Source organism: Pantoea sp. EKM20T (genome assembly GCF_011800485.1).
Lineage (GTDB): Bacteria > Pseudomonadota > Gammaproteobacteria > Enterobacterales > Enterobacteriaceae > Pantoea > Pantoea agglomerans.
The window spans coordinates 368,950-381,030 of sequence record NZ_JAALFW010000004.1; the positions used below are offsets into that span (position 1 = coordinate 368,950).

Here is a 12,081-nt window from a genome sequence, read left to right on the forward strand (position 1 = left end):
TGAGAAGCCGTGGCGGATAAGCACAATGATGCCGGTACAGCATTCACCACTTCCGCTAACAGGATGGATTTATGACGATGAAAACCGGAGCAAGAATTCTGGCCCTTTCTGCCCTCTCTGCCGTGCTCTTTTCGGCCAGCGCGATGGCAAAAATTGAGGAAGGTAAACTGGTCATCTGGATCAACGGTGACAAGGGCTACAACGGCCTTGCCGAAGTGGGTAAGAAATTTGAGCAGGAGACCGGCATCAAAGTCACGGTCGAACATCCTGACAAAATGGAAGAGAAGTATCCGCAGGTCGCAGCGACCGGCGATGGCCCGGATATTATCTTCTGGGCACATGACCGTTTCGGCGGCTACGCGCAGTCCGGCCTGCTGGCTGAGATCACGCCGGATGCCAGCTTCCGCGAGAAGATTTTCCCGTTCACCTGGGACGCGGTGCGCTTTGACGGCAAGCTGATTGGCTACCCGATTTCCGTTGAGTCGCTGTCACTGATCTACAACAAAAAGCTGCTGCCGAACCCGCCAAAAACCTGGGAAGAGATCGCCGGTCTCGACAAGCAACTGCGCGCCAAAGGCAAAAGCGCCATCATGTTTAACCTGCAGGAACCCTACTTCACCTGGCCGCTGCTGGCCGCAGGCGGGGCTTACGCCTTTAAGCTCACCGACGGACATTATGACGTGAAGGATGTCGGCGTCGATAACGCCGGAGCTAAAGCGGGCATGCAGTTCCTGGTCGATCAGGTTAAAGCCAAAACCCTGAATGCGGACACCGATTATTCGATTGCTGAGGCCGCCTTTAACAAGGGCGAAACCGCCATGACCATTAATGGTCCGTGGGCGTGGGGCAACCTCGACAAAAGCGGCATCGACTATGGCGTCACCGAATTGCCAACCCTGAACGGTAAACCGTCGAAAGCCTTTGTCGGCGTGCTGAGTGCCGGGATCAACGCCGCCAGTCCTAACAAAGAGCTGGCGAAAGAGTTCCTGGAGAATTATCTGCTGACTGACACCGGTCTGGATGCGGTCAACAAAGATAAGCCGCTGGGTGCCGTGGCGCTGAAATCTTTCCAGCAGACGCTGGAAAAAGATTCGCGTATCGCCGCCACCATGAACAACGCCCGTCAGGGTGACATCATGCCGAATATCCCGCAGATGGCGGCATTCTGGTATGCGATGCGCACCGCTACCCTGAACGCGCTTAGCGGTCGTCAGAGCGTCGACGCCGCACTGAAAGATGCTCAGGCCCGTCTGAAGAAGTAATTCTCCCCTTGCAGCCGGGGCAACCCGGCTTGAGTGACCGTTAAGGAAAACCGCATCATGTCAGGAAAACCGAAAACGCGCAGTGTGCTGTTGAAAAGCGTTCTCATCGGGATCTGCTGTCTGCTGGTCGGCTATCTGCTGGTGCTGATGTACGCGCAGGGCGAATATCTGTTTGCGCTGCTGACGCTGATCCTCAGTGCGACCGGACTGTGGATTTTTGCTAACCGTCGCGCCTATGCGTGGCGTTATGTCTATCCCGGCGTGGCGGGAATGGCGCTGTTTGTACTGTTCCCTCTCGCCTGCACGATTGCCATTGCCTTTACCAACTACAGCAGCAGCAACCAGCTCACCTTTGAACGGGCGCAGCAGGTTTTGCTGGGCCGCACTTTCCAGTCGGGTGAAGCAGTCAGTTTTTCTCTGTTCCCGGCCGGCGAGCGCTGGCAGCTGGTGCTGAATGATGGCAAAAACTATGTTTCACCGCCGTTTCAGTTTGGCGCTGAACAGACCCTGAAAATGGCCCCTGCTGCTGCACCTTCAGGTGAACGGGCGAACTTCAGAGCGATCACGACCCATCGTCAGGCACTGAGCCAGATCCGGGCGGAACTGCCGGATGGTCGTCAGTTGCGGATGACTTCACTGCGCCAGTTCTCCGGCACCCAGCCGCTCTATCGGGTGGGTGTGCAGGATGAGCTGATCAACCAGCAGAGTAACGCGCGCTATCGTGCTAATCCGCAGACTGGTTTCTACCAGGCGATTAACGCCGACGGCAGTTGGGCGAACGAAACCCTGAGTCCCGGCTTTACCGTGAATACCGGCTGGAAAAACTTCGTGCGGGTGTTTACTGACGAAGGGATTCAGAAGCCGTTCCTGGCGATATTTGGCTGGACGCTACTCTTCTCGCTGATCACCGTGGTGCTGACCGTCGCGGTGGGGATGGTGCTGGCGTGTCTGGTGCAGTGGGATGCGTTGCGCGGCAAAGCGGTCTATCGGGTGATGCTGATTCTACCTTATGCCGTGCCGGCGTTTATCTCGATCCTGATTTTCAAAGGACTGTTCAACCAGAGCTTTGGTGAAATCAACGTGATGCTCAGCGCGCTGTTTGGTGTGAAGCCGGCCTGGTTCAGCGACCCGACGCTGGCGCGCACCATGCTGATTATCGTCAATACCTGGCTCGGCTACCCCTACATGATGATCCTCTGCATGGGCCTGCTGAAGGCAATTCCGGACGATCTCTATGAAGCCTCGGCGATGGACGGTGCGGGACCGCTGCAGAACTTCTTCCTGATTACTCTGCCGCTGCTGCTGAAACCACTGATGCCGCTGATGATCGCCAGCTTTGCCTTTAACTTTAATAACTTTGTGCTGGTGCAGTTACTCACCAACGGCGGGCCGGATCGCCTCGGCACCACCACGCCAGCCGGTTACACCGATTTGCTGGTGAACTACACCTGGCGTATCGCCTTTGAAGGCGGCGGCGGGCAGGACTTTGGGCTGGCCGCCGCTATCGCCACGCTGATCTTCCTGCTGGTGGGTGCGCTGGCGGTGATTAACCTGAAAGCCTCGCGGATGAAATTCGACTAAGCGCCTGGCCCGACAGGCGTCATGGTTGCAGGCAGTCCGGACGCGAAGAGCGTGGAACAACCGCAACCTGGGAGGTGAGGATTGTGAGCACTGCCCGGGTTCAGACTGACAAATAAAATAGCCTGATGGACCAGGCTCTGAGGAGTTGTTATGGCTATGGTACAACCGAAATCGCAACGGCTGCGTCTGTTCACCACGCATCTGCTGCTGCTGTTATTTATCGCGGCGATTCTCTTTCCCCTGCTGATGGTGATTGCGATTTCGCTGCGTGCCGGGAACTTCGCCACCGGCAGCCTGATCCCGGAGCAGATCTCGTGGGAGCACTGGCGTCTGGCGCTGGGTTTCAACGTGGAACATGCGGATGGCCGGGTGACACCGCCGCCCTTCCCGGTGCTGCTCTGGTTATGGAACTCGATCAAGATTGCAGCTATCAGTGCGCTGGGCATTGTGGCGCTCTCAACCACCTGCGCCTATGCCTTTGCCCGTATGCGCTTTACCGGCCGTGCCAGCCTGCTGAAAGGAATGCTGATATTCCAGATGTTCCCGGCGGTGCTGTCGCTGGTGGCGCTCTATGCCCTGTTTGATCGTCTCGGTCAGTATCTGCCCTTTATCGGGCTGAATACCCACGGTGGGGTGATCTTCGCGTATCTGGGCGGTATCGCGCTGCATGTCTGGACCATCAAAGGCTATTTCGAAACTATCGACGGGTCACTGGAAGAGGCCGCCGCGCTGGATGGCGCAACGCCGTGGCAGGCGTTCCGGCTGGTGCTGCTGCCGCTGTCGGTGCCGATTCTGGCGGTGGTGTTTATTCTGGCGTTTATCGCCGCGGTGACTGAAGTGCCGGTCGCCTCGCTGCTGCTGCGCGATGTAAACAGCTACACCCTGGCGGTCGGGATGCAGCAGTACCTCAATCCGCAGAACTATCTGTGGGGCGATTTCGCCGCTGCGGCGGTGCTCTCCGCGATTCCGATCACCCTGGTTTTCCTGCTGGCGCAGCGCTGGCTGGTGAGCGGTTTAACCGCGGGCGGGGTGAAAGGCTAAAACGATCATCATTGTACGTTGCCACTACTTACACAACGCCTGTTGTGGTTGAAGGATTCGGCGGCCTGCGGGCCGCCTTTTTTATGCTAATCCGATTCCGACGCACGGCTGCCTGCCACCAGCGCCACGACCATGGCAGTGATCGCCTGTTCTCCTTCCCGTTTGCTGACATCGCCGCGTGCCACCGCACCTGCGATGGCATCCGCGCCCCCCAGCAAGCCCCACATGCCTGCTTCCGGAATACCGCTGCTGCCTGCCAGAGGGACAAACCAGCGCTGACAGCGGGCGATAAAGTCGAGCTGATAGTGGCGTTTGACGGCAGCCAGTTCCGGTGAGGTGCTGAGCGCTGACAGCAACTCCGGAATCTCACGCCCTTCCGTCATCACACAATCCACATAACAGGCCGCAAGCACTTCCGCTTTTTGTTGCATCACCATCGGTGCGGCATTCATCGCCGCTTCCATCTTTTCGGTCTGGCGACGATCAAAATCGTCATACAACGCCGCCAGCAATCCATGACGGGTGGTGAAGTGGTCATAAACCACCGGTTTACTGACCCCCGCCGCGTCGCCGACTCTGGCCAGCGTCAGTGCCTCGCTGCCTTCGGTTTGCATTATCTGCCACGCGACGTCTGACAACTGCCTGCGTCGTGCTTCGCGTGACAGACGCTTACGGGGTGTTTTTTCAACGGTCATGTTTTTCCTGATGGGCGAACAGACGCTGGCCCAGTTGATGCGCCAGCTGATAGTGTGACTCAGGATAACCTTCATCGCCGCTAAGCAACAGTTCACTGGTCACCACCGGCGCACCGCAATAGTCAAAGATGCCGTGATCGATCTGATTCCGCATGCTGGCGAAATAGCCGCGCCGCAGAAAGGTTCGGGTGTCAGCCGCGCCAATCGCAACCAGATGCACGGGAAGATGGCCGAGGCGTTTTACGATATGGCCATCCTGCTCATCAAAGGCCCAGCCCGCGATGAAGACGCGGTCTATCCAGCCTTTAAGCTGTGCCGGAAATGACCACCAGTAGACCGGATAGACCAGCACCAGCGCATCGGCACGATCCAGCCGCTGCTGTTCTGCCAGCACATCGGGCGGCGTCGGTGCCAGACCGTTGAAATGTCTGTGATCGCTGAGCGTAAAACGTGGATCAAACCCTTCTGCCGCCAGAGCGGCCTTTTCAGCCGTATGATGGCCTGTCGCGATAATGCCCTGCGCCAGCTGGTCCGCCACGCGGTGGGTGTGAGCGTCCTGATTGGGATGAGAAGTCACTATTAATGCATGCATCGTCGTCACCTTACCTGATTAGCCATTAAGCTACTAAAGGTAAGTTACTATTGGTAGGTTAGCAAGCAGCGACCACTGATCGATTCGCTGACCGCACTTACTGTTTAAACGCAGAAGTCGCCAGCAAGGCCTGCTCCAGCAGAGGGTGATCGAACGTAAAGGGAAGGTGCGCCAGGCTGGCGGAGGGGAAATGGATCTGCTGCGCAATCTGTCTCATCCTGTCCGCGTTAATCGCCGCAGGCAGCGTCAGGGGAGAGTGGAAACGGCGCAGCAGCGCCAGCAGTTCAGGCTCCACCTGCTTACCCTGCTGTTCAATCCAGGATTGTACCAGCAAGCTAAAGCCGACCTTTTCACCATGCAGCCAGTTATGCAGCTCTGGCTGGTGAGTCAGGCGATCGTGGATGATATGGGCAAAACCGGGAGTCGCCATCGCATCCTGAATACTGTTAGCCAGCCCCGCCAGCACAATGTTGGCTTCAATCACTTTCTCCAGCGCCGGGGTGACCTGCTGCCTGATGTTATCGGCCACCGCCGTGTCTCCCCAGCGTTTCAGCACCGTCACCGCCTGCCAGGCGGCTGCGACTTTAAGATCCAGCGCCAGCTGGTGCGGCGTCTGTCGCTGATAAGGCTCAAATTCAAACCATTTGGCCAGCGCATCCACGATCCCGGCCCGCAGATAGCGTACCTCGCTGCGGGCGATGACCTCGCTGTCCACCAGAATCCGCTCAGGCATGGCATTCAGTGGCTGGCTGCGCAGATGGCCGCCGCGCTCATCATAGATAATCGCCAGCGGAGACCAGGCGGCACAGGTGGCGGCCAGCGTGGCGAAGTTAACCAGCCGGATATCCGGCAGCGCATCATTGACCGCTTTGGCGCAGTCCAGAACCCGCCCGCCGCCGACTGCCAGAATCAGGGTAGCGCCGTGCGTCTGCACCTGCTGTTGCAGGGCAGCAATCGCCGCATCGGTACACTCACCGGTCAGCGTGTCGAGCTGCCAGCGGATCCCCGCCCGTTCCAGACTTATGCTCATGTCAGGATTCACCGCCTGCCAGGCCCGCGGCGAGGTGAGGATGTGAATATGCGAGGCAAGCGGCCGGATAATTTCTCCCACCCCGGCCCGCAGCCCTGGCCGTTGCAGATAGCCTTTCGGCGACATCACGCGAAACATGGTTGCTCCTTATCGACGATAAGCCAGCGAGCGTACCAGCCGGTCGCCGAGTTTCTGAATAAGCATCACAAGCGCCAGCAGCACCACAATGGTGGCCGCCATGATTTGGTTATCGAAACGCTGATAACCGTAGCGAATCGCCAGATCGCCCAGCCCGCCACCGCCAACCACGCCTGCCATCGCCGAGAAGCCAATCAACATCACAATCGTCAGGGTAACGCCCGCCACCAGCGCGGGAAGCGCTTCCGGCAGCAGCACACGGCTGACGATATGCCACAGGGTACCGCCCATTGATACCACCGCTTCTATGCGGCCGCGGTCGACCTCATCCAGCGCGTTCTCCACGATGCGGGCGAAAAAGGGAAATGCCCCCAGCGTAATCGGCACAATGGCGGCAGTGCTGCCCAGCGTGGTGCCGACCAGCAGACGGGTAAAGGGGATCAGCGCAATCAGCAGCACCACAAACGGCAAGGCGCGTCCGGTATTTACCAGCGTATTCAGCAGCAGTGAAATCGCGCGATTGGGCAGAATGCCTTTTGGCCGGGTCAGAAACAGCAGCACGCCTACCGGCAGCCCTATCGCGACCGTGAAAAGGGCCGCCAGCAACACCATATACAGTGTTTCGCCAGTGGCGTTCAGCAGCAGTTCCTGAAACCGCTCACTACTCATGCTACGCATCGGGTTAACGCCTCGTGCTGATATTTTTCGATAAACGCCCGGTCTGCTTCGCCATCCTTCAGCAGCATTTTGCGCAGGCGTCCCTCTTCACGTCCCATGATCTGGCTCAGGCTGCCGCTCTCAACCAGCTGGCCATTCTCAAGCAGCGCCGCCCCGTCACAAATCCGCTTCACCACCGCCATTTCATGGGTGATCAATACAATGGTGATATTGAGCTGCTGCTGAATATCGGCCAGCAGATCGAGAATCGAAGTGGTGGTTTCGGGATCCAGCGCGCTGGTCGCCTCATCGCACAGCAGATAACGGGGTCGGGCGGCCAGCGCGCGGGCGATGCCGACGCGCTGTTTCTGTCCACCGGAGAGCTGCGACGGCCAGGCCGCCGCAAAGGAGGCCAGCCCCACCAGTTTCAGCAGCGATGCGACCCGCTCGCGACGTTCAGCCGCAGGCACACCGGCAATCTCCAGCGCCAGATCGACGTTGTCCTGCACGTTGCGCGAATGCAGCAGATTGAAGTGCTGGAAGATCATCCCCATCTGCTGTCGCTGCTGACGCAGTTGCGCCAGGCTCATCGCAGCGAGATCCTGCCCGTCAATTTCAATCAGGCCGCTGGTGGGACTCTCCAGCCGATTGAGGCAGCGCAATAGTGTACTTTTTCCCGCTCCGCTCCGACCGAGGATGCCAAAGATGGTCCCCTCTTCGATGGTGAGTGAGATGTCGTCTAACGCTGGCGCAGATGCGCCAGGATACTGTTTGCTGAGATGACTGAGTTTAATCATGCTGCTGGTCCGCGACCGGAATCACTGAGCCCTGATAATTTTTACGGATAAACTCCGCTACCTGCGGCGAGCGCAGATCTTTCGCCAGCTGTAACACGCGGGGATCTTTCGCCAGTTCTGGCGTCGTTACCAGCAGGTTGGCGTAGGGATTATGTGCTGCAGACTCCAGTCCCAGCGCATCTTTCGCCGGGGTCAGACCGGCTTCCAGCGCGTAGTTGCCGTTGATAATTGCGGCATCCACATCATCCAGCGAGCGTGGCAGTTGCGGCGACTCAATCTCAACGATCTTAATTTTCTTCGGGTTTTCACTGATATCTTTTGGCGTCACCAGCGTCGAACCCGTTTCACCCTGCGCGTTAAGTTTGATCACCCCTTTGTCCTGCAGCAGCCAGAGTGCGCGGCTCAGGTTAGTGGTATTGTTCGGTACCGCAATGCTGGCCCCTTCAGGTAGCGCCGCTAAACTTTTCACTTTCCGCGAATAGATACCCAGCGGCTCGATGTGAACACTGGCGGCTACGGCAAAGGTTTTCCCCAGCGCCTTCTCCTGATCTTTCAGGTAAGGCAGATGCTGGAAGTAGTTGGCATCCACATCCCCGGCGGCCAGCAGCTCATTGGCATTCACGCCCCCGCTCAGCTCAACAATTTTGAGATCCAGTTTCGGATCCAGGGTTTTGACATACTCCAGGATTTCCGCATGGGGCAGCGGATCGGCCGCTACGCGCAGCGGCGCGGCCTGTAAACTCTGGGCAATCAGCAGTGAAAGACCGGCAAGGGCCAGAAAGCGCTTTTTAATCATCATCATTTATCTCTTATCGTTATCAGTGGGTGTTGTGTTCGGGGTAGAAACGCTGGGCAACTTCCGGATGCGAACGCAGCCGGCCTTTAAGGTAGTTCCAGCCCACTTCGCGCAGCAGCGGATTAAGCGGATCGCTGCTCGGTCCCTGTGCCAGTTCAGCCAGCTGAGGAGGCAGTTGATAGATCGGCACCACGGCGTCGAGTTGCGCGCCAAGGAAAAAGGCGATGGATAAGCGCTCGCTGCTCTGCGGTGGCGACACCACACGGTGCACCGTTGCGCGAAGATAACCGTTGGTTGCCAGCTCCAGCAGCTCGCCAATGTTCACCACAAACGCGCCCGGCAGTGGTGAGGCATCGATCCAGTTGTCCGGCGTCACTTCCACCTGTAAGCCCGGCTGATCGTCCTGCAGTAACATCGTCAGGAAGCCTGAATCTTTGTGCGCGCCAACACCCTGGCGTGATTCGCCCTCCGTGCGGCCCGGATAACGGATCAGTTTGATATGTTCGTTGGGATAGTCGCCATAGAGGTTATCGAAGGCGTTGCGCGGCAGATTCAGTGCCCCGGCAAAGGCGCGCAGCAGCTCCAGCGCCACCGCTGTCATCTGCTGCTGCCAGCGGGTGACCACCATTTGCAGTTCAGGTAAAGCTTCAGGCCACTGATTCGGCCCCTGCATCCGTTGCCAGGTGGGTGAATCGGCAGTAACGGGCAGCGCTTCCCGTTCCGCACCAATATCAAACTGCTCGCGATAGTCGGGCTGGCTGCGGGTTATTTCCACGCCCGCCAGGTTATAGCCACGAAAATGCGGCGAGTTCGCCATCGCCACTGCGGATTTATCCGCCTGTGGCAGGGCAAAAAATTTCCGCGCGACGTGCTGAACCTCATCTAATAATTCACGGTCGATGCCGTGATTGATTAAATAGAAGAAACCGACATCACGCGCGGCCTGGCTTAATTTTTCCAGGACCTGTTGCTGCTGCTGTTGATTACCTGACAATAATGCGAAATCAATTACCGGCAATTCTGCTGTGGTTAACGCGCTCATGATTGACACTCTGTTGGCATGGAATCGCTTTACACTGCCATTTCATTTATGCGTTAACTACCAACTAATCCTGCTATGTATATGCGACGGATGGGAATATCCCACCACGCCGCGGGCTTTAAACCCGCAGATTACTCTGCGCTCCACGCCACGAATGCCGGCGGTAACCATGCCGTAATCTCAGGCAAAGGCTGTTGATAAAGCGCAATCTCGACAAAACAGGTCTGCGCACTGCACCCCTGGCCGAGTCGTGAACTGCCGCTATCCTGGGTCAGCACATTGGGATTGCCGTGTTTATCCAGCGGCTGGCCCTCCTGCTGATCGAGCGGGTCATACCAGGCGCCGGTCGACATCTGTACGACACCCGGCAGGATATCCTGCGTCAGATGCACACCCGCCAGCAGCGCGCCGCGTCCGTTAAAGACTTTTACGATGCTGTTCTCCTCAATGCCGCGCGCAGCAGCATCTTCAGGATGCATCCAGAGTGGCTCACGCCCGGCAATTTTGGTGGCCCGGCTGACCCGTCCATGATCGTACTGACTATGCAACCGGGTCCGTGGCTGGCTGGAGAGCAGATGCAACGGCCACTGCTGCTTTTCCTGCTGTTGCGCCTGGTATTCCGGCGCATACCAGCAGGCAAATCCGGGCGCTTCGTCATACCCGAAATCGGCCACCTGCTGAGAAAAAAACTCGATTTTCCCCGACGGCGTGCTGAGCGGGGCTGACTCCGGGTTATCGCGAAACGCTTTTAGCAGGATCTGCGGCGTCTCTGGCGCCGGATACTCCACCACTCCCTGTGACCAGAACGCCTCAAAGGGCGGCAGTTCGATGCCCTGCGCTGCCGCGCGTGGCCGGGAATCTTCATAGAGTGACTGAAGCCACTGGCGCTCATCACGCCCCTGCGTAAAGGCGTCAGCAAAACCGAGCCGCTGCGACAGAGCGGCAAAAATTGCGTAATCCGATTTTGCAGCTGCAAACGGCGGCAGATGCTGCGGCATGGCGATGATAAAACCGTCGTTGCTGGCGCTGCCAATATCTTCACGCTCCAGCGACGTGGTCGCAGGCAGCACGATGTCGGCAAATTTTGCCTGCGCCGTCCAGAACTGCTCATGCACAATTACAGTGTCCGGCCGCTGCCAGGCGCGTATCAGCTTGTTGATATCCTGATGATGATGAAAGACATTGCCGCCCGCCCAGTAGACCAGCTGGATGTCGGGATAGACCCGCTGTTGCCCATCAAACTCATAGTGCCCTCCGGGATTGAGCAACATGTCGGCAATGCGTGCCACCGGAATCGTCTCCTGCATCGGATTATGACCGGCGGGCAGACGAGGCCCGGAAAACTGTCGCCGGGCGGCACCGGCCAGATTGGTTGAGGCGTAACCAAAGCCCAGCCCGCCGCCGGGCGTGCCGATCTGACCCAGCAGAGCAGTAGTCGCAACGGTGGCCCAGAAAGCCTGCTCGCCCTGCCGCGCCCGCTGCACTGACCAGGCAATATTCACCATCGTTTTATGCGCCGCCATCTGCCGTGCCAACGCACGGATTTCCGCGGCCGCCAGCCCGGTCAGCGGAGCGGCCCATTCTGGCGTTTTAGCTATCCCGTCGCGTTCACCCAGCAGGTAGGCGGCATAGTGGTCAAAGCCCACCGTGTAACGTTTTGTGAATGACGCATCGTAAAGAGATTCAGTAATTAACACCTGCCCGATTGCCAGTAACAGCGCCGTATCGGAGCCGGGCTGTATCGCCAGCCACTCTGCATCCACCACCCCAGCAAGATCGTTTCTGACCGGACTGATATTGATAAATCGGGTGCCATTTTGCCGCAGCGTGGTTAACCAATGAGAAAGCGCATGGTCATTAGCCCCGCCGCCATTGACCTGCGCATTGCGCAGCGGCAAACCCCCGATAGCCACAAACAGTTCGCAATGCTCTGCAAGAACCGGCCAGTGGGTATGGTGACGTTGTAACTCATCGAGGTTACCGATGATGTGCGGCAGCGTGCGTTCACCGGCCGCAATGCTGTAGGTGTTGGTGCTGGCGGTGTAGCCGCCATAGTGGTTAAAGAAACGATGAAGCTGGCTCTGGGCATGATGGAAACGTCCGGCACTCGACCAGCCGTAAGAGCCGGCGTAGATCGCCTGATTGCCGTGCTCTGTTTTGACACGCTCCAGCTCCTCCGCCACCAGCTGCAACGCAACATCCCAGCTCACCTCCACAAACGGCTCTTTGCCGCGCCCGTTGCGGGATGCGCTTCTGTTCTGGAGATAACCGAGCCTGACGGCCGGATTTTTGACCCGGGTTTCGCTTTGCACCGCGCTCGGTAACGACTGCCCGATCGCAGAGGGATTACGGTCCCACGCCACCGGCCTGACCGACGTCAGCGTGTCCCCATCGGTGGTGACGTGATACGTGCCCCAGTGCATAACGGCTAAATCATTCTTTTTCATGGC

At 58.2% G+C, this 12,081-nt stretch carries 11 protein-coding genes; 3 read left to right on the forward strand and 8 right to left on the reverse strand.

Annotation, left to right across the window (positions count from 1 at the left end; genetic code table 11):
• The first annotated feature begins 71 nt into the window (after positions 1–71).
• The 3 genes from malE to malG all read left to right on the forward strand — a co-directional run bounded on the left by malE (position 72) and on the right by malG (position 3,884).
• Positions 72–1,262 (forward strand): maltose/maltodextrin ABC transporter substrate-binding protein MalE, encoded by a 1,191-nt coding sequence (gene malE / locus HFD94_RS09985; protein WP_167433095.1) that lies wholly within the window; start codon positions 72–74, stop codon positions 1,260–1,262.
• A 57-nt stretch (positions 1,263–1,319) separates the two neighbouring features.
• Positions 1,320–2,843: a maltose ABC transporter permease MalF gene (malF, locus tag HFD94_RS09990; protein WP_167433096.1), complete on the forward strand. Its 1,524-nt coding sequence runs from the start codon at positions 1,320–1,322 to the stop codon at positions 2,841–2,843.
• A 150-nt stretch (positions 2,844–2,993) separates the two neighbouring features.
• A complete protein-coding gene (malG, locus tag HFD94_RS09995; RefSeq protein ID WP_158149937.1) occupies positions 2,994–3,884 on the forward strand; it encodes a maltose ABC transporter permease MalG in 891 nt (296 codons plus the stop codon).
• Positions 3,885–3,970: 86 nt separating this feature from the next.
• On the opposite strand, the gene HFD94_RS10000 is transcribed toward malG, so the two are convergent.
• The 8 genes from HFD94_RS10000 to HFD94_RS10035 form a co-directional block, all read right to left on the reverse strand.
• Positions 3,971–4,579 carry a TetR/AcrR family transcriptional regulator gene (locus tag HFD94_RS10000; protein WP_022624730.1) on the reverse strand — a complete coding sequence of 203 codons (609 nt, stop codon included), beginning with the start codon at positions 4,577–4,579 and terminating at the stop codon, positions 3,971–3,973.
• Entirely contained in the window at positions 4,569–5,171 is a 603-nt protein-coding gene (locus HFD94_RS10005; RefSeq protein WP_050679403.1) for an NAD(P)H-dependent oxidoreductase, read from the reverse strand. Before HFD94_RS10005 ends, HFD94_RS10000 begins: the two co-directional genes overlap by 11 nt.
• Before the next feature lie 97 nt (positions 5,172–5,268).
• Positions 5,269–6,339 carry an iron-containing alcohol dehydrogenase family protein gene (locus tag HFD94_RS10010; RefSeq protein WP_167433097.1) on the reverse strand — a complete coding sequence of 357 codons (1,071 nt, stop codon included), beginning with the start codon at positions 6,337–6,339 and terminating at the stop codon, positions 5,269–5,271.
• Positions 6,340–6,348: 9 nt separating this feature from the next.
• Positions 6,349–7,017, reverse strand: a complete 669-nt coding sequence (locus tag HFD94_RS10015; RefSeq protein WP_022624728.1) for a methionine ABC transporter permease — start codon at positions 7,015–7,017, stop codon at positions 6,349–6,351.
• Positions 7,005–7,793: a methionine ABC transporter ATP-binding protein gene (locus tag HFD94_RS10020; protein ID WP_050498567.1), complete on the reverse strand. Its 789-nt coding sequence runs from the start codon at positions 7,791–7,793 to the stop codon at positions 7,005–7,007. The genes HFD94_RS10015 and HFD94_RS10020 overlap by 13 nt, the downstream gene beginning before the upstream one ends.
• Positions 7,786–8,589 (reverse strand): MetQ/NlpA family ABC transporter substrate-binding protein, encoded by an 804-nt coding sequence (locus tag HFD94_RS10025; RefSeq protein WP_010670746.1) that lies wholly within the window; start codon positions 8,587–8,589, stop codon positions 7,786–7,788. The genes HFD94_RS10020 and HFD94_RS10025 overlap by 8 nt, the downstream gene beginning before the upstream one ends.
• Positions 8,590–8,611: 22 nt before the next feature.
• Positions 8,612–9,631 (reverse strand): isopenicillin N synthase family oxygenase, encoded by a 1,020-nt coding sequence (locus tag HFD94_RS10030; RefSeq protein WP_167433098.1) that lies wholly within the window; start codon positions 9,629–9,631, stop codon positions 8,612–8,614.
• A 131-nt stretch (positions 9,632–9,762) separates the two neighbouring features.
• Positions 9,763–12,078: a molybdopterin-dependent oxidoreductase gene (locus HFD94_RS10035; RefSeq protein WP_167433099.1), complete on the reverse strand. Its 2,316-nt coding sequence runs from the start codon at positions 12,076–12,078 to the stop codon at positions 9,763–9,765.
• Between the last annotated feature and the right edge of the window lie 3 nt (positions 12,079–12,081).